Consider the following 17,829-nt stretch of genomic DNA (forward strand, 5'->3'; position numbering starts at 1 on the left):
AAACAACAGGTGAATTTATGTCAGAAAAGCCGTTAACCAAAACCGATTATTTGTTGCGTCTGCGACGCTGTCAGTCTATTGATACCCTCGAGCGTGTGATCGAAAAAAATAAATATGAACTTTCCGACAATGAACTGGCTGTATTTTACTCAGCGGCCGATCATCGTCTCGCTGAATTGACGATGAATAAACTTTACGACAAGATCCCGACTTCCGTATGGAAGTTCATCCGGTAATTTTGCGTTTACTTCACTTATGTTTGTTTCGTTTCTGCTATTCAGGCTCGTTGCTTCCGTGTGAATCTCAACACTCAACATCATCGGGATTGTTCCCTGAAAACGGTGACAGCGGCTAACTGTTATGCTTTTCTGCAACCAATCTGTTACTTTTCGCCTCGGTTTTAGCAACATAAAATAGGTTGTTTCCCTTTATCGCCAAACCCGAGGACCGGATGACAGAGATCCAGCGGCTGCTCACCAACACGATTGATGAGCTCAATCAACAGGAAAAGCGTGACAACCGACCGCGCTTTAGCATCAGTTTTATTCGCAACCATCCGGGGCTGTTTCTCGGTATGTACGCGGCGTTTCTGGCCACGCTGATTGTGATGCTGCGTTCTGAAACGCTGGCCGACTCGGTCTGGCTGCTGCTGGTGCTGTTTATACTGTTGAATGGCTTTTTCTTTTTCGACGTCTATCCGCGTTACCATTATGAAGATATCGACGTGCTGGATTTTCGCGTTTGTTATAACGGCGAGTGGTACAACACCCGCTTCGTGCCTTCGCAATTAATAGACAGCATTCTCCAGTCGCCACAGGTGGCGGAAGAACAAAAGTCGCAGCTGCAAAAAATGGTCGCCACCAAAGGTGAACTCTCTTTCTATGATATTTATACCCTGACCCGTGCCAGCTGAGGCTGGCACCACGGCACTTCCCTCACCCAAATTCGTGACCCAGAGACTTTCCATCCTGAACGGAACAGCATACGCTCGTAGCGTGTTCCCATAAGGATATTCCCATGAGTCAGCTCAATCAGTTTGGTCAGCCTGTTGGTGATGCGCTCCCCGACTGGCAGCCGCGCCCCTTTCCCACACGCGTAACCCTGGAAGGTCGGCTATGCCTTCTTGAACCGCTGCAGGTGCCTCATGCCAGCGCGTTGTTTGCTGCTTACAGCCTCTCACCCGATACACGTAGCTGGACGTGGCTCGCGCGCGAACCGGACAGCTGTGTTGAAGACTTCACCCGCTGGGTCGAGAGCATCAGCACGCTGCAGGATCCGCTTCATTTTGCCGTTATCGACAAGCAAACGAATTCCCCGGTCGGCTCGCTGGCCCTGATGCGTATTGATGCCAAAAATGGCGTGATGGAAGTGGGCAGCGTCCATTTCTCTTCACTGATGACGCGTACGCCGTTATCGACAGAGGCCCAGTGGTTGCTGATGCGTTACGCGTTCGACACGCTCGGCTATCGTCGTTATGAATGGAAATGTAACAGCCTGAATGAGCCCTCCCGCGTCGCCGCAAAGCGACTGGGGTTTCAGTATGAAGGACGATTCCGTCAGGCACTGGTGACAAAAGGCCACAACCGCGACACTGACTGGTTTTCCGTGATCGACAAAGAGTGGCCCGCCCTCGATTGCGCCTTTCGCCAGTGGCTCTCAGCCGACAATTTCACCCCTGACGGCACGCAGCTGAAGACGCTGGAAAGCTGCCGCCAGTAACTCACCTCCTGAACCGGTGCTTTTGCGTTATGCGTTTTCTGCAAAAGCACCGAACCCCTCGCCGTCATAAGTTAGAAAAGAACGGTATTGGTTGAAAAATTCCGCTTCAGGCACTCTGCATTCAGACCCTGATAATGAGGAATTCACCATGCAGCGCTGTTGTTGTTACTCCCCGGCTATCCCCAAAAACACTTTTCCATTGCACCTGTTTTCAGGAGACAACAATGAGTATTACCACGCTGCCCGTACTGGATTTTGCCCGCTATCGTAATCCCGCCGAACGCCCCGCGTTCCTGCGACAGCTGCGCCACGCCGCGCGTGATGTCGGTTTTTTCTATCTCACCAATCACGGTATCAACGACGAACTGCAACTGACATTGCAGCAGGAAGCCCGGCGTTTTTTTGCTCTCAGCGAAGCGCAAAAAGAGCAGGTGGCGATGATCCACTCGCCGCATTTTCGCGGTTATAACCGGGCGGCGGCAGAGCTGACGCGCGGGCAACCCGACTGGCGTGAGCAGTTTGACATCGGTGCCGAGCGCCCTGCTCTCCAGCTTGCCGACAACGCCCCCCGCTGGCAGCAGCTTCAGGGGCCAAACCTGTGGCCAGCCGCATTACCGACCCTGAAACCCGCGCTGCTGACGTGGCAACAGGCGATGACCGACATGGCCATTGATTTACTGCGTGCGTTTGCCGAAGCGCTGTATCTGCCGGTGAATGCCTTTGATGCGCTGTACGGCGAAAAACCTAACGAACACATCAAACTGATCCGCTACCCAGGGCAGCAGGAAACCCAAAGCGCGCAGGGTGTAGGCGCGCATAAAGACTCCGGTTTCCTTAGTTTTCTGCTGCAGGATGAACAGAAAGGATTGCAGGTGGAAGTGAGCGAAGGCGAATGGATCGATGCCGCGCCGCTGCCCGGCAGTTTTGTGGTGAATATTGGTGAACTGCTGGAGCTGGCGACCAACGGTTATCTGCGCGCCACGGTTCACCGCGTCGTCTCGCCGCCTGCGGATCGGGAACGGCTGTCGATCGCCTTCTTCCTCGGCGCACAACTGGATGCCGTGGTGCCCGTCTATGCCCTGCCGGAGGCGCTGGCGAAAGAAGCGCCCGGCCCGCAAAGCGATCCGCAAAACCCGCTGCTGCGCGACGTGGGCTGGAACTATCTCAAAGGACGTCTGCGGTCGCACCCGGACGTGGCCGAACGCTACTATCGCGATGTGTTACGCGAACGTACTGAACAGTTAATCGCTTAAATAACAACAGGAAAAAACATCATGAAAAATGCCGCTTTCAAACTGGCAGGGGTTACGCTGGCGCTTTCACTGGCATGGGGCGCGCAGGCCGACGCATTACGCATCGCAGCCGATCCGGTTCCGCATGCCGAAATCCTCAACTTCATCAAAAAGCAGGATCCGAAACTGGATCTGCAAGTCGTCGAACTGACCAGCGGCGTGAACGCCAATGAACTGCTGGCCAATGGCGACGTGGACGCCAACTACTTCCAGCATCTGCCTTATCTGAAAGATCAGGAAAAGGCGCTGGGTAAAACCTTTGCCGTCGCCGCGACAGTACACATTGAACCGCTCGGCATTTATTCCCACAAGCATAAAGATTTTAAAACGCTGCCCGATGGCGCAACGGTTGCCGTACCGAATAACGCCACCAACCTGAGCCGCTCACTGTTTCTGCTGCAAAGTCAGGGGCTGATTAAGCTCAACGCGAAATTCACCGATCCGGCCACCACGCTGGCGACGCCGAAAGACATCGTCGATAACCCGAAAAAACTGAAGATCCTGGAGATTGAATCGCCGCAGATCCCGCGCTCGCTGGACGACGTTGACCTCGCCGTGATCAACGGCAACTACGCGCTGGAAGCGGGTCTGTCGCCAGCAAAAGACGCACTGGGGCTGGAGAAAGCGGAGCATAATCCGTACGCCAATATTCTGGTCACCACGCCGCAACTGGAGAACGATCCGCGCATTAAAGAGCTGGCGAAAGATCTGGCCTCACCGCAGGTGGCGGAGTTCATCCGTCAGCATTACAACGGCTCGGTGATCCCGGTCGCGACGCCGCAGTCATGATCCAGATTGAAGGGCTGAGCAAGCAGTATGCCGGAACAGGCCGACCGGCACTTCAGGACATATCGCTCGAGATCCCGCGTGGCGCCATCTACGGCATTCTTGGCCGTAGTGGTGCGGGCAAGAGCACCCTGATCCGTTGTCTGAATAGGCTGGAGCGGCCCACGGCGGGCCGTGTTTTGTTCGACGGCGATGACATCGGCCTGTTTGACAGCCGTGCACTGCGGGCTCACCGGCTGCGTACAGGGATGATTTTTCAGCACTTCAATTTACTGCATGCGCGCAACGTCGCCGATAACATCGCCGTGCCGCTGGAAATTGCCGGCGTGGCGAAAGCCCAGCGGCAGGNGTCGCAGCTATCCGGCGGGCAGAAACAGCGTGTGGGCATCGCCAGAGCGCTGGCAGCGCGGCCCGATGTGCTGCTGTGCGACGAAGCGACCAGCGCGCTCGATCCGGAAACCACCGCCTCGGTGCTCTCCCTGCTGGAGCAGATTAACCAGCAGCTCGGATTGACCATTGTGCTGATCACTCATCAACTGGAAGTGGTCAAAACCCTCTGCGATCACGCTGCCTTGCTGGAAAATGGCGAACTGATTGAAGGCGGGCGCATTGCCGATCTGTTGCTGTCGCCGTGGTCGCGTCTGCGCCAGGCGCTGCTGGCCGATCCGGACGCCGAGCGGCGCTTTCTGGCGCGTCACAACGTCGACAGGAGGCTGTTATGGGGAGTCGCATGAGCTGGGAAGATCTGTGGCCGGTGCTGCTTAACGGCACCCTGGAGACGCTGTATATGGTGGGATTTGCCGCGCTGTTCACGGTGCTGATCGGCCTGCCACTTGGCGTACTGCTGTTCGTGTCGCGCCGCGACGGGCTGCTGCCGCTGCCAAAAATCAACGCCGTGCTGGGGGCGGTCATTAACGTGGGTCGTTCACTGCCGTTTATTGTCCTGCTGATCGCCATGATCCCTTTCACGCGTCTGCTGGTCGGCACCACGCTTGGCAGCACCGCCGCCATTGTTCCGGTCACCATTGGCGCGTTTCCGTTTTTTGCACGCCTGACGGAAAACGCGCTGGATGAAGTGGATTACGGCCGCATTGAGGCGATTCTGTCGATGGGTGGCAATCTGTGGCAGGTGATCGCCAAAGCGCTGCTGCCCGAGGCGCTACCATCGCTGCTGGCGGCTATCACCTTAACAGTGGTGATGCTGATCGGTTTCTCGTCGATGGCAGGCGTCATTGGCGGTGGTGGGCTGGGCGATCTGGCGATCCGCTACGGCTATCAGCGTTTCAATAATGAGATTATGTTCGGCACCGTCGCCATTCTGGTGCTGCTGGTGCAGGGCGTGCAAATGGCAGGCGATCGGCTGGTGCGCTCGCTGGCGCATCGTCGCTAACCCTTCTGTGATGAGCGAGCCCTGACGGCGCGCTCATTTTCCCCTTCCCGACGGCAGTATTTTTCACCATCGCGTATAATAGTTTTACTTATATCAGCCTTTTAGAAGGGAAGCTCCGTGACGACGCGACATCTGGTGAGCCTGGTAACAGCGGTTTTGATCCTGTCTGTGTTTGTTCCCATTCTGCTCAGCGTCTGGCTGGCCCATCGTCAGGCCAATGAAGATTTTATTCAGGAGCTGAATTCGTACACCGAACGGGTGCTGATGCGCACGAATCTGGTGACGCAACAGGCCAAAGAGGCGCTGGTTCAGGCGAATAAATTCACCGGAGCTCCCTGCAGCACAGCGCATTTACGGTCAATGCGCCAAATCTCCTACGTTTACCGCTATGTTCAGGAAGTATTGTGGACCGACAACGGCGTTCCGCAATGTTCTTCGCTCGAACATCACAGCCAGGACATCACCTTCCCTCCGCCCGATCGCGTGACGCCAGACGGCTACAAGGCCTGGCTGACGCAGAAAAATGATCTCGGCATGCAGCATGTGATGGGCGCACTGGGATCAGGAAATTACATGGTGATGATTGACCCTGCCTCGCTGATTGATGTTCTCCCGGCAGGCGTCAATGACATTGAAGCCGCGCTGATTGGCAGCAAAAGTGAGCGGGTGATTGCCTCAACACAGCCCGTAGACATGGCCGTCTGGCGGCAAATGACGAAAGAGAATCTGTCGACGCTGGAAAACAAAAGCTCACTTTATAATCTGCGGGAATATCCGGATCTCGGTCTGGCGGTCCTCACCTGGTCATCTGTTACGCCGCTGGCGGTGCAGTGGCATCGTCAGTTGCTGGTATGGATGCCGATTGGTGTGCTGGTCAGCCTGTTGACCTGCTTTTTTATTGTGCGTCTGCTGCGCCGTTTGCAGTCGCCCCATCACCGGATGCTGGATGCGATCAACGCCAACGATATTTCCGTTCATTACCAGCCGATTGTGTCGCTGAGCAGCGGAAAAATCGTCGGTGCTGAAGCGCTGGCGCGCTGGCAGCAACCGGACGGCAGCTGGCTTTCCCCGGAGATTTTTATTCCGCTGGCGGAGCAAACCGGCCTTATCACCCGGCTCACCGAACGGGTCATTACCAACGTCTTCCAGGATCTGGGCAAATGGCTGCAACAGCACCCGGACTTTCACGTCTCAATTAACCTGTCGGTGGAGGATTTACTGTCGCCCGCGCTGGCGGCGTTCATCAGCAGACAGCTTAATCACTGGCAGGTGACGCCGTCGCAAATTGCCCTTGAGCTGACCGAACGCGGATTTGCCGATCCGAAAGCAACGCTGCCCGTGCTGACTCACTATCGTAAAAACGGCCACGCCATCTATATTGATGATTTCGGCACTGGCTATTCCAGCCTGCGCTATTTGCAGGATCTGGACGTGGACACGCTCAAAATCGATAAGTCTTTTGTTGATGCGCTGGAATATAAGCAAGTGACGCCGCATATTATTGAGATGGCAAAATCGCTGAAGCTGGCGATGGTCGCCGAAGGTGTGGAAACGACAGCCCAGCGCGACTGGCTGCGGGCGCATGGTGTGCAGTACGGTCAGGGCTGGTTGTACAGTAAGGCGCTGCCCAAAGCAGAGTTTATTCTGTGGGCAGAAGAGAACCTCAGAACACCGTGAGCCTCTGTCATGGTGTTCTCCTGATGAGGATTAACCATGATGCAAAAGAAACCCTGGCCGTTACATGACGTCCGCCACTGGCTGGGGGCNTATGACCCTCGGCTGGCACACGATTCTGGAATTTTCCCCGTCGCTGATTGGCTGCATGATCTCCGCCGGTAATATCAGCTTTGACATGATCCGCCAGAGCGGCGAATGCGTAATCAACCTTCCCGATCTCAGCATGGCCGACACGGTGGCGAAAATCGGCAACTGTGACGGTGATCATGTCGATAAATTCGCTGAATTTGGCCTGACAGCAGAAAAATGTGAACAGGTGCATGCCAGCGCGATCGCCGAATGCCACGGCAGTTTTGAGTGCCGGTTATATGACGATGCGCTGGTCGATAACTACAACTTTTTTATTTTCGAAGTGGTGGCGGCCCGCGTCAAACCGGAGCCTGAATGGCCGCAGACGCTGCATTACGCGGGCGGCGGGCTGTTCCGCACGGATGGCGAGGTGGTTGACCGCCGCAAGCTGTTTACCAAAGTGTCGTAAATCCTATTTCAGATAGGATTTGATCACCTGCATTACGATGTCAAGATCCGCCTCGCGCTGTTCCTCGGCGGATTCTTTCACCACATGATCGGTCAGATGCCCCTGGATCACCTGCAACATCATGCCGTTTACCGCCCCGCGGATCGCGGCCAGCTGTTGCAGGACCTCTGAACATTCATGCTCGCGGTTGAGCATTTTTTCCAGCGCGGTGCTCTGCCCCTGAATTTTCTTCAGGCGAGTCAATAACATCTTCTTGTGACGAACGGTATGCGACATAGCGGGATCCTGCTGTTAATTCTGTTGCCAGCATATCATGCTCTCCCCTTCCGGCGTATTTTTCTACTGGGGGGTAGTATAATTATACTCAGGGGGAGTATGATGACGCCACGTTATGGTAAGGATCTTTTTTATGAACGACTTTTCCTCATTGCTTCAGCAGGGAAATGCCTGGCTGTTCATTCCCAGCGCGATTGTACTCGGTGCACTGCACGGTCTGGAACCCGGCCACTCTAAAACCATGATGGCCGCGTTTATTGTGGCGATACGGGGAACGCTCCGGCAGGCGGTTCTGCTCGGGCTGGCGGCAACGGTATCGCACACACTCGTTGTCTGGGTCATTGCCATGGCGGGCATGTGGTTTGGTCGTGGCTGGGACGCGCAAACCTCAGAACCCTGGTTCCAGCTCATTTCCGGGATCGTGATCATTCTGATCGCCATCTGGATGCTGTGGCGCACCTGGCGCGCGACGCAGCCGCACGATCATCATCACGACCATGATCATGACCATGACCATGACCACGATCACCATCATCATCATCACCATCATCACGATGAACTGGTCACGGCTGAAGGGCTGGACGCGCACGCCTTCGCCCATGCGAAAGAGATCAACCACCGCTTTCAGGGGCAGAACGTGACCACCGGGCAGATCGCGCTGTTTGGCCTGACTGGCGGGTTAATCCCCTGCCCGGCGTCGATCACCGTATTATTGATTTGCCTGCAGCTGAAANGGGCGCAACGCTGGTGCTCAGTTTTAGCGTCGGGCTGGCGTTAACGCTGGTCGCTTCTGGTGCGATAGCAGCGCTGAGCCTGAAGCACGTCTCAACACGCTGGAAAGGGTTTGGTGAGTTTTCGCAGAAAGCGCCCTGGATCTCCGGTGTGCTGATCATTGCGGTCGGGATTTACATGATGCTGCACGGCCTGAACGGAATTCGGTAAAAGACGTCAACTGGCTGGCGGTCACGCCGCACAGCCAGAGGCAAGCTACTCGTCGAGAAGTGGCGCGAAACCGCCGTAGATCATGCGCTTGCCGTCAAACGGCATCGTCTCGCCGAACTCCTTCATCCGCGGGTCGGCCATCATTTTGGCGTTCGCGGCGTCGCGCACCTCTTTCGAGGGGTACTCAATCCAACTGAAAACCACCTCTTCGTCGTCCTCCGCTTTCACCGCCATGCGGAAGTCGGTCAGCTTGCCATCCGGCACATCATCTGCCCAACATTCCACCACGCGGGTGGCGCCAAATTCCTTAAATAACGGCGCCGCTTTAGCCGCCATCTGGCGATATTCCTCCTTATTTTTCGCCGGTACGGCAACAACAAAACCATCAACATACTTCATGAGAGAACCTCCGAAGTGAGCAGTGCGGCCAGCGGGTCTGGCCGCATCTGGCGTTGATAAGTTTAGTTCTGATGCCAGCTAAACGCGTAATGCACGCGCCGCTGTGGCAGTAAATACTCCGGCGACACACTGGGGCTCCACGAGTCATCCCCGCCCACGCCCATGTGAAACGCGTCCAGATTGAGCCAGGCGCCTGGCTCTTCCTGCAACAGATGGCGATGCGTGCTGTCATGCAATTGACGCTGGCTGTAGCAGCTGAGGCCAAAATGGAACGCGCCCTGCCAGCTGTGCGCACCAAACTGCAGTTCGCGGGTATCACACCGCAAACCGTTTTCCGACGGGAACACATATGGCGTATACAGATCGGCCAGCGGTAACGTCCAGCGCCCCTGCCGCGCCGCCAGCTTACGGTCCGGGTAGTTTTCATGCGGTCCCAGACCCAGCCAACTGACCTCCGCAGCAGTTTCAGCCAGCTGGCAATGCAGACCAATCCGCGCGGGCGGCGGAATATCTGTGGCGACCTGCACGTCCACCTCGCCATGCAACATCCCCTGCCCGTCGATGCGCCAGCGTTTCTGGCTGATAAACAGCGGTTTGTCCTGATAACACCAGGCCTGTTGCGTCTCAATAATCACCTCTGCCCCGGCAGTTTGTGCCTGGCAGCTAAACAGTCGTGACGTCATCTGGTACAGCCCGGCGGCTTTCCAGCGTTCCACCCAGGCGTTGGGATCGATACGGGCGGCCTCGCTGACGCCGATGTCGTTGTCCAGCGGCGCGCGGGTAAAGTTATCGCGCAACGGGCTCAGCAATGTGGGCTGTTCGTTACGCCACCACTGGATGAGATCGCCGCTTTCGCGGCAGAATCGCCAGCGCTGTTGCGAGTGAGTGATATCGTAAAACGCGTCGCTGATGTGCAGGCCGGGCGCAACGCCCACCGGAAGCGGCTCAGGTAGCGCCAGCGGTGATGGTAGCTGCCATTGATCCCAGGCACAACGATGCGCCGCCGGTGACCAGTCGGTGGCCGCATTCTGATACACCTCCATATTGAGCCAGATCTCACCCGGCGCGGCAGAAAACGCAGGCATCGACAGCGTAAACTGTTGCGTCCCCTGTGGCGCAAGAGTGAGCGCATACTCACCTTCCGCCAGCCGTTCGCCGTCGCGTTCAACCCACCAGCGCAACTGTTCGTTATCGCTGGTGCGGAACAGGAATTCGCTTTCGACCTCCACCACCAGCGGCGAGGTACTCAGCAAGCGAAACTGGAAAAACTGCTGTGCGCGCTGCGCTTCGTACAGCGCCGGGTGGGGCGTGCGGTCGGGAAATACCAGACCATTCATACAGAACTGGCGATCGTTTGGCGTGTCGCCAAAATCGCCTCCGTAGGCCCAGAACGGCCTGCCGTCGGCATCGGTTTTGGTCAGCGCCTGATCCACCCAGTCCCAGACAAACCCACCCTGCAACCGGGGATAGGCACGAAACGCCTGCCAGTATTTTGCGAAGCCACCGACGCTGTTACCCATCGCGTGCGCATATTCGCAGAGGATCAGCGGCCGCGTTTCACCGGGCAATCCTACCCATTTTTTGATTGACCATTTCGGCACCGCCGGGAACGGTTGATCCTGATCGACCCGCGCATACATCGGGCAGACGATATCCGTCGCCGCGGTGTTCGCGCCGCCGCCTTCGTACTGCACCGGGCGCGTGGGATCGGTGGTTTTCAGCCAGCGGTACAGCGCATCGTGATTAGCACCATGCCCGGACTCATTGCCCAGCGACCAGATGATGATCGACGGATGGTTACGATCGCGCGCCACCATGCGGGTTACGCGTTCGCTCATCGCGGGCAGCCACTGCGGATCGTCCGCCAGACGGCTCATCGGCACCATGCCATGGGTTTCGATATTGGCCTCATCCACGACGTACAATCCATAGCGGTCACAGAGCGTGTACCAGAGGGGATGGTTAGGATAATGCGAACAGCGCACAGCATTAAAATTGTGCTGCTTCATCAGTTCGATATCGCGGCGCATGGTGGCTTCATCCACCACCTGGCCCTTTTCCGGGTGATGCTCGTGGCGGTTGACGCCGCGGATCAGCAATGGTTTACCGTTGAGTTTAAGCAGGCCGTTGTCGATCGCCACATGACGAAAGCCCACGTCGCAGGCTTCACTTTCCAGCAACTGACCCTGCGCGTCATACAGCGCCACCACCAGTCGGTAGAGATTCGGCTGTTCGGCGCTCCACAAATGCGGTTTCTCGACGGGGAGCGAGAGCGTCAGGCGTTCCACCCAGTTGCCACGCTCATCAACAATGTCGCTGCCGGGGCGCTGGCGCTGACGCCTCACCGGCGTATCGCCCCACCACAGCGTGGCTTCCGCCTGCGCATCCGCCATCGCGTCGCCCTGTAACGTCNGCCAGCGTGGCGTGGTGAAAACCGGCGCTCAGTTGCGTTTCGATATGGAAATCGGCAATTTGCGTGCGGGGTTTGTGCAGCAGGGTGACGTCACGGAAAATGCCGCTCATCCGCCACATATCCTGATCTTCCAGATAGCTGCCGTCGCACCAGCGCAGCACCATCACCGCCAGCCGGTTGCTGCCGGGTTTCAGCACGTCGCTCAAATCAAACTCGGCGGGCAGACGGCTGTCCTGGGAATAGCCAATCCAGCGCCCGTTGCACCAGAGATGAAACGCCGAGTTCACGCCGTCGAAAATAATGCGCGTCTGACCGCTTGCCAGCCACGCCGCGTCGACGTCTATTGTGCGTGAGTAACAGCCGGTGGGATTATCCGCAGGAACCTGCGGCGGCGTGACCCTAGGTGACGTTGGTGTAGATCGGCGTATCAAACCCCTGCATCTGCCAGTTTGACGGCACCGGCATCGCCACCGCATCGTCACAGTCCTGATTCAGCCAGTGTTCAGGCACCGCGTCCGGCGCCGTAAAAAACGAAAATTGCCAGTCGCCATTAAGCGAACACCGTGAGGCTGAAGGCGCATCGCTACAGGCCGATTGCAGATCGCGCCAGCTGTTAAACGGCGCGTGAGCGGGAAGTCGGTGCCAGTGAGTGACCTGCGGATTTTCCCAGTCCCGGCGCGCCAGCAGCGTCTGAAGTTGTGTCATGTTGTCCTCATCATGGTGCGCGAAAAAACTTCTGCCACATTGCCGTTTTCGGCGGTGCGGGTAAAGCGGCGCACGCACAGGAGGAGAGTCAGATCACGCCGGCGTCGGCCTGGCGGGAAGACGAACAAACCACGGCAGGCACAGCTGGATCAGCGGGCCAATCGCCAGCGCATAGAATACGGTTCCCACGCCGATTGAACCGCCCAGCAACCAGCCAATCAGCAGCACGGACAGCTCAATGCAGGTCCGAATCGCCCGAACCGACCAGCCGGTGCGCGCATGAAGCCCGGTCATCAGCCCGTCGCGCGGGCCCGCGCCAAACCCGGCGCCGATATAGAGCGCGGTGGCCAGCGCATTCATCACCACGGCAGAGATCAGCAACGTGATGCGAATGGTCATCGAGGTCACGGGCGAAACAACGGCCAGCGTCGCGTCCGCCACCAGCCCCAGCACAATAACGTTACTGATGGTGCCGAGCCCGGGGCGTTGCCGCAGCGGGATCCACAGCAGCAACACCAGCACGCCGGTGAGAATCACCACCTGGCCGATTTTCATCGACAGCAAATACGACACGCCCTGATGAAACACATCCCAGGGATCCAGCCCCAAATCGGCACGCACGAACAGCGCGATAGAGACGCCATACAAGACCAGGCCAGTATACAGTTGAATCAAACGACGCCCCATTTCTTACCTCTGCTAACCACGTTATGCTTTCATCATGCGCAAAAATGGCATTATGATTAATGACCAGTTTTTACAAAGTGGACTGCTATGTCACCTCGTCGTTCCGGAACACAATCGCTGGTGCGCCTGCTTGGCCACTGGCAGGAAACCGCCTCGCGCACTCCGCTATGGCGGCAGCTTGCCGATGCGCTGCGCCTGTTGATCCTCGACGGTCGGCTGGCGCTGGACAGCCGCTTGNNATGTCCGCCACGCAGGCGCTGGATCTCTCCACCGCCGCACTGGCTGCCGGGCCGGAAATCCATCAGGCGTTCAACCATGCGCTGACTGTGTTACCGCAGCATCTCACCAGCACCGGCTACGATCAGCAGGGGCTGTTTGCCCTGCGTGACGCCATCGCCCGGCGCTATGGCGAACGCGGGCTTCCAACGCGCGCCGACGAAGTGATGATTGTGAACGGCGCCGTCAGCGGGCTGGCGCTGATCCTGCGTCACCTGACCGGGCCGGGCGATCGCGTGGTGGTGGATAACCCGACCTATCCGCTGGCGATTGCTGCCATTCAGGGAGCGTCCTGCCGCCCGGTTGGCGTCGCGTTGCCGGAACAGGGGTGGGATGTGGACGGCCTCACCGCAACATTTGCACAAACCGCGCCGCGACTGGCCTACCTGATGCCCGATTTCCATAACCCCACCGGCCGCTGCATGGACAGCGTCACGCGGCAGCGCGTCGCAGATCTCGCCGCCCGCTCCCGCACCACGCTGGTGATCGACGAGACGATGGTGGATTTGTGGTACAACGCGCCCCCACCGCCACCGCTGGCGGCATTCAACACCGACGCGCCAGTGATTACGCTCGGGTCAGCGGGAAAAAGTTTCTGGGGCGGACTGCGGCTGGGCTGGATCCGCGCGTCCTCTCGTACCATCGCGTCATTAATTCAAACACGTGACACGCTGGATCTCGGTTCGCCGCTGCTGGAACAGCTTGCCTCCTGCTGGCTACTGGAAAACGCGTCAACGCTGCTGCCTGCGCGTCGCCAGATGCTCAAGACCCGGCGGGACATGTGCCGCCAGCTGATGGAGGAGATTTTTCCACAGTGGCGTTTTACGCAACCGGACGGCGGTCTTTCTTTCTGGGTGGAGCTGCCGGATATGCTGGCAACGCTGTTTGCCGCCCGCGCGGAAAGTACAGGCATCCATCTGGGCACAGGGACTCGCTTTGGGATGGCAGGCGCGTTTGATCGTTATTTACGGATTCCCTTTACGCTGGAAGATAACGCATTGCGTGCGGCATTTAATACCTTACAGCCATTATGGAATTCACTGGCGGGGCAACATAATATGATGCGGATGCGTAAAATAATATAGTTGCAGACGAAAAGAGAAATTGACGAACTCCGAAGAGTTCGTCTGAATCACCATCCGTGATGAATATGAGATGATTAGCGTGATTAATTACACCTTATCGTCTCTTCTTTCTGTGAAAGAAAGATGACAGGATTAGTGTTGCCGTGGGATGGGAAAGCCTTTCAGCGAGATAATAAAACCATCGCCGTCTTTTTTGATTTTCGCGCCGGTATCGCACCAGTCAGACGCAATGCGAAAAAACTCATCGCTACCGACATTCCAGTTCAGTCGAACATGTTTAACGTAACCGGAGCGTAGCAGCTCACAGGCTTCGTTATAGTTGCTGGCTGTTGAGAGTTGCTGTTTCATTTTTTCTTCTTCAGAAGTTTGCGTAACGCTTTAATTTCTTTAGGAGTAAAAGGAGTTACATCTTCTTCGGTGTGCTGGCTGTCAACGTCATCTTCTGATACTCCCGCCTCTTCTGCCGCTTCGAAGGCAAGCAGCAGCAGTTTCTCTGTTGCTGTACTCAAATTCTCGTTATTGACTTCTGCATAATGGCGGAGTCTTTCTTTCAAGGCTTCGTCAATTTTAACATTCAACACTACAGTGGCCATGTTAACGCGTCCCCGTATTAAAATATCAGATATTTAATACACTAAGTTAACACGTTGTTCCAGTGATATATTTTTTGCTTATACCTGAAAAGAATACGCCAATAGTCACTCTGCCCGTTATTTATGACGAAATAATGACGGCATTATGACAATATTATTTCAATAATATGACAACGTATTTTATTGATGCTATAGATAATGAGTAACCAGACATCAATTCAACGTAGCAAACTTCATTAAGATCCTATAATTACCGGAGTTATTATCTTTCAGACTTACATTCGGAGAGAGAAACGATGCCAGAAAAATTACTCGCGAAATGCCACTGCGGCGCAGTGGTCTTTTCTGTTCAATTATCTGACGGATATCGCACAATTCGTCGCTGCAATTGCTCGTTTTGCCGCATGCGTGGCGCGGTTGTCGTGTCGGCGCCGCTGTCGGGCATAGAAGTTCTCAAAGGGAAAGACAAGTTAACGGAGTACCGTTTTAACACTCGCCAGGCTGCGCACTATTTCTGCTCGGTATGCGGCATCTACACGTTCCACCAGCGGCGTTCAAATCCCGATCAGTACGGCGTTAACGTCGCCTGCATCGAAGGCGTTTCGCCCTTCGATTTCCGGGAAGTGGTCGTGTCCAATGGCGTCCATCATCCGTCTGACGGCGGAGGCGGTACAGCAGGGTATCTTCATTATTCGCCTGCAGAGGTGTCAGACAAAAAAGCATGAGGGAAAAATTACGAAGCGCAGAAATGGGTGGGGGCCCTGCCAGCTACATCCCGGCACACACGTCGTCTGCTCTGGCTGCTTCCTTCCGGACCTGACCTGGTAAACAGAGTAGCGTTGCGGGAGAACCAACAGAGCCCCCATTGAGAGCGTTGATAACCAACGCGCTGGCGCATTATCCCTGTGCAGTCCGGCAATTGCAAGCCGGGGCGGTCCGGATGCTGGATTATTGTGCAACCGGGCAAAAACGCCCGCAGCGGACTGCCTTCACAATGGCGGAGCCGTAGCTTATCCTGTGTTTTTCACTGCTACCGGACGTGCTATGGACCCCCTCGACACCTTCCCGCAACGAGTCTGGCAAATCGTCGCCTCTATCCCTGAAGGCTATGTCACCACCTACGGTGATGTCGCACGGCTGGCAGGATCGCCACGCGCTGCGCGCCAGGTGGGCGGTGTGCTCAAACGTCTGCCTGAAGGTTCTACGCTGCCGTGGCACCGTGTAGTCAATCGCCATGGCACCATTTCGCTCACCGGTCCCGATTTACAGCGACAACGACAGGCGCTGCTTTCCGAAGGCGTTCAGGTTACTGGCGGCGGGAAGATTGATATGCAGAAGTATCGTTGGGTGTACTGACAGCCCTCTCACACGGAGAGGGCTGGAAAGCAGTTTACTACGGGATTTGCGTCGGCGCAGGAGTCGCGCTTGACGGGCTCACCTGGGTAGGCGACGTGGACGGTACCGTCGTTGCCGCACCACCGCTCGGCTGCACCGGGATTGCCGTTTGCTGAACCGGCACCAGCGTCAGATCCGCTTTGGTTCCGCCGTTATTAATGACTGGCTGAACGGTATCAGTGATAAACACCAGCTGGTCATTCACAGTGATCGCCGCGCTCAGCAGGATGCGTGCATTCGGCTGAACGTCGGACGGATTATACGGCAGCACGAAGCTGAACGGCGCCTGTTTACCCTCGGTACGAACGGCTTTCTGAGATAACACTTTCGACGGCGCATCCGCCAGCGATGCATCAGACAGCGTCACGGTCAGCACGGCATCCGGCGGTAAGGCGACTTTCTGCCGGATCCAGACGGTACCTGACACATTAGGCTGCTGAATAGCGGGTTGTGTAGCCACACCAGACGTATTGGGGTTCGGCGCCGGGGTCTGAATATCTGCGCTTTTATCTGCGCAGGCACTCAGTGCGACCGCAACCGCTAAACCACTTAACATATGCACGAGTTTCATTATGTTCTCCTTATCATCCATGCATCCACAGAGGTAAATCCTGCGGATTGAGTGGTCTGAACAATCTTTACGAGCATAATTGTGGCACAGATCTCACATTTGTGCCTGGAAAGGACCTGCAATTCAGACTATTGCACCCGGCAGGCGGCTTTTGATTCTGCGTTATAATCTGGTTATTCTCATGCTGCCGCGTTTCCATTACTGAGGTTATCTATGAGTCTGGCATTAACGAACCTGCTGACGTTGTTGAATCTGGAAAAGATTGAAGAGGGACTGTTTCGCGGCCAAAGCGAGGATCTTGGCTTACGTCAGGTGTTCGGCGGCCAGGTCGTGGGACAGGCGCTGTACGCGGCGAAAGAGACCGTGCCCGCGGACCGCCTGGTGCACTCGTTCCACAGCTATTTCCTGCGCCCCGGCGACAGCGCTAAACCGATTATTTATGACGTTGAAGTGCTGCGCGATGGCAACAGCTTCAGCGCTCGCCGTGTGGCGGCAATTCAGAACGGCAAACCCATCTTCTACATGACCGCCTCGTTCCAGGCACCGGAACCCGGGTATGAGCACCAGATGCCAATGCCGCCTGCTCCCTCACCGGAATCGCTGAAATCCGAAACCGATATTGCCCGTTCGCTGGCGCATCTGCTGCCACCCGCAGTGCAGGAAAAGTTTTTGAGTGATAAACCACTGGAGATCCGTCCGGTAGAATTTCATAACCCGCTGAAGGGCCATGTCGCCGAGCCAAAGCGTCAGGTCTGGATCCGCGCGAACGGCACCATGCCGGAAGATTTCCGCATTCACCAGTACCTGCTGAGCTACGCTTCCGATTTCAACTTCCTGCCGGTTGCCCTGCAGCCGCACGGCGTGGGTTTTCTTGAAAAAGGGATGCAGGTGGCAACTATCGATCACTCGATGTGGTTCCACCGTCCGTTCAATATGAACGAATGGCTGCTGTACAGCGTGGAAAGCACCTCCGCCTCCAGCGCCCGCGGTTTTGTGCGTGGCGAGTTTTACACCCAGGACGGCGTGCTGGTTGCCTCTGCGGTGCAGGAAGGCGTGATGCGAAACCGGGGTTGAGGATACGAAAA

General features: G+C 56.5%; 17 protein-coding genes, 1 other RNA gene and 4 pseudogenes. 14 read left to right on the top strand and 8 right to left on the bottom strand.

Annotation, left to right across the window (positions count from 1 at the left end):
• Positions 1-17: 17 nt before the first annotated feature.
• The 9 genes and pseudogenes from GM30_RS07710 to GM30_RS07750 all read left to right on the top strand — a co-directional run bounded on the left by GM30_RS07710 (position 18) and on the right by GM30_RS07750 (position 7,402).
• A complete protein-coding gene (locus tag GM30_RS07710) occupies positions 18-236 on the top strand; it encodes an HHA domain-containing protein (RefSeq protein ID WP_049848141.1) in 219 nt (72 codons plus the stop codon).
• 215 nt (positions 237-451) lie between these two features.
• The gene (locus GM30_RS07715) at positions 452-913 is read left to right on the top strand and encodes a YlaC family protein (RefSeq protein ID WP_049848142.1); all 462 of its coding nucleotides are present in this window, start codon (positions 452-454) and stop codon (positions 911-913) included.
• A gap of 104 nt (positions 914-1,017) precedes the next feature.
• Positions 1,018-1,719, top strand: a complete 702-nt coding sequence (locus tag GM30_RS07720; protein ID WP_049848143.1) for a GNAT family N-acetyltransferase — start codon at positions 1,018-1,020, stop codon at positions 1,717-1,719.
• 224 nt (positions 1,720-1,943) lie between these two features.
• A complete protein-coding gene (locus GM30_RS07725; protein WP_049848144.1) occupies positions 1,944-2,972 on the top strand; it encodes an isopenicillin N synthase family dioxygenase in 1,029 nt (342 codons plus the stop codon).
• Between the two features lie 21 nt (positions 2,973-2,993).
• Complete coding sequence (locus tag GM30_RS07730; protein ID WP_049848145.1) at positions 2,994-3,800, top strand: MetQ/NlpA family ABC transporter substrate-binding protein; 807 nt, start codon at positions 2,994-2,996, stop codon at positions 3,798-3,800.
• Positions 3,797-4,531: a methionine ABC transporter ATP-binding protein gene (locus GM30_RS07735; protein WP_049848146.1), complete on the top strand. Its 735-nt coding sequence runs from the start codon at positions 3,797-3,799 to the stop codon at positions 4,529-4,531. Before GM30_RS07730 ends, GM30_RS07735 begins: the two co-directional genes overlap by 4 nt.
• Positions 4,528-5,187, top strand: a complete 660-nt coding sequence (locus GM30_RS07740; RefSeq protein WP_162212983.1) for a methionine ABC transporter permease — start codon at positions 4,528-4,530, stop codon at positions 5,185-5,187. Before GM30_RS07735 ends, GM30_RS07740 begins: the two co-directional genes overlap by 4 nt.
• 117 nt (positions 5,188-5,304) lie before the next feature.
• The gene (locus GM30_RS07745; protein ID WP_049848148.1) at positions 5,305-6,864 is read left to right on the top strand and encodes an EAL domain-containing protein; all 1,560 of its coding nucleotides are present in this window, start codon (positions 5,305-5,307) and stop codon (positions 6,862-6,864) included.
• Positions 6,865-6,903: 39 nt separating this feature from the next.
• Positions 6,904-7,402, top strand: a pseudogene (locus GM30_RS07750) (flavin reductase family protein).
• A gap of 3 nt (positions 7,403-7,405) precedes the next feature.
• Here GM30_RS07750 and GM30_RS07755 read toward each other — a convergent pair.
• Positions 7,406-7,678, bottom strand: a complete 273-nt coding sequence (locus GM30_RS07755; protein ID WP_049848149.1) for a metal/formaldehyde-sensitive transcriptional repressor — start codon at positions 7,676-7,678, stop codon at positions 7,406-7,408.
• Positions 7,679-7,811: 133 nt separating this feature from the next.
• Between GM30_RS07755 and GM30_RS07760 the strand changes: the two are divergent.
• A pseudogene (locus tag GM30_RS07760) lies at positions 7,812-8,620 on the top strand (nickel/cobalt efflux transporter).
• Positions 8,621-8,665: 45 nt separating this feature from the next.
• On the opposite strand, the gene GM30_RS07765 reads toward GM30_RS07760, so the two are convergent.
• The 3 genes and pseudogenes from GM30_RS07765 to yczE form a co-directional block, all read right to left on the bottom strand.
• Entirely contained in the window at positions 8,666-9,019 is a 354-nt protein-coding gene (locus GM30_RS07765) for a DUF1428 domain-containing protein (RefSeq protein ID WP_038155045.1), read from the bottom strand.
• A 62-nt stretch (positions 9,020-9,081) separates the two neighbouring features.
• Positions 9,082-12,137 (bottom strand): annotated as a pseudogene (locus tag GM30_RS07770) (beta-galactosidase).
• A gap of 93 nt (positions 12,138-12,230) precedes the next feature.
• Positions 12,231-12,824 carry a membrane protein YczE gene (gene yczE / locus GM30_RS25470; protein ID WP_049848150.1) on the bottom strand — a complete coding sequence of 198 codons (594 nt, stop codon included), beginning with the start codon at positions 12,822-12,824 and terminating at the stop codon, positions 12,231-12,233.
• 87 nt (positions 12,825-12,911) lie between these two features.
• Between yczE and GM30_RS07780 the strand changes: the two are divergent.
• A pseudogene (locus GM30_RS07780) lies at positions 12,912-14,185 on the top strand (aminotransferase-like domain-containing protein).
• Between the two features lie 132 nt (positions 14,186-14,317).
• On the opposite strand, the gene GM30_RS07785 reads toward GM30_RS07780, so the two are convergent.
• Positions 14,318-14,533, bottom strand: coding sequence for a hypothetical protein (locus GM30_RS07785; protein ID WP_049848151.1), 216 nt, complete (start codon positions 14,531-14,533; stop codon positions 14,318-14,320).
• Positions 14,530-14,778, bottom strand: a complete 249-nt coding sequence (locus tag GM30_RS07790) for a hypothetical protein (protein WP_038155067.1) — start codon at positions 14,776-14,778, stop codon at positions 14,530-14,532. The genes GM30_RS07785 and GM30_RS07790 overlap by 4 nt, the downstream gene beginning before the upstream one ends.
• Positions 14,779-15,074: 296 nt before the next feature.
• Here GM30_RS07790 and GM30_RS07795 point away from each other — a divergent pair, with 296 nt between their 5' ends.
• A complete protein-coding gene (locus GM30_RS07795) occupies positions 15,075-15,503 on the top strand; it encodes a GFA family protein (protein WP_049848152.1) in 429 nt (142 codons plus the stop codon).
• 34 nt (positions 15,504-15,537) lie between these two features.
• On the opposite strand, the gene ffs is transcribed toward GM30_RS07795, so the two are convergent.
• Positions 15,538-15,634, bottom strand: an RNA gene (ffs, locus tag GM30_RS24020) — signal recognition particle sRNA small type.
• 188 nt (positions 15,635-15,822) lie between these two features.
• On the opposite strand from ffs, the gene GM30_RS07800 reads away from it, so the two are divergent.
• On the top strand, positions 15,823-16,134 hold the full coding sequence (locus GM30_RS07800; protein ID WP_049848153.1) for an MGMT family protein: 312 nt from the start codon (positions 15,823-15,825) through the stop codon (positions 16,132-16,134).
• 37 nt (positions 16,135-16,171) lie between these two features.
• On the opposite strand, the gene GM30_RS07805 is transcribed toward GM30_RS07800, so the two are convergent.
• The gene (locus tag GM30_RS07805; protein ID WP_049848154.1) at positions 16,172-16,744 is read right to left on the bottom strand and encodes a YbaY family lipoprotein; all 573 of its coding nucleotides are present in this window, start codon (positions 16,742-16,744) and stop codon (positions 16,172-16,174) included.
• A 213-nt stretch (positions 16,745-16,957) separates the two neighbouring features.
• Here GM30_RS07805 and tesB point away from each other — a divergent pair, with 213 nt between their 5' ends.
• The gene (gene tesB / locus GM30_RS07810) at positions 16,958-17,818 is read left to right on the top strand and encodes an acyl-CoA thioesterase II (RefSeq protein WP_049848155.1); all 861 of its coding nucleotides are present in this window, start codon (positions 16,958-16,960) and stop codon (positions 17,816-17,818) included.
• Positions 17,819-17,829: the final 11 nt, after the last annotated feature.

This window comes from Trabulsiella odontotermitis (assembly GCF_001188485.1).
Taxonomy (GTDB): Bacteria; Pseudomonadota; Gammaproteobacteria; order Enterobacterales; family Enterobacteriaceae; genus Trabulsiella; species Trabulsiella odontotermitis_A.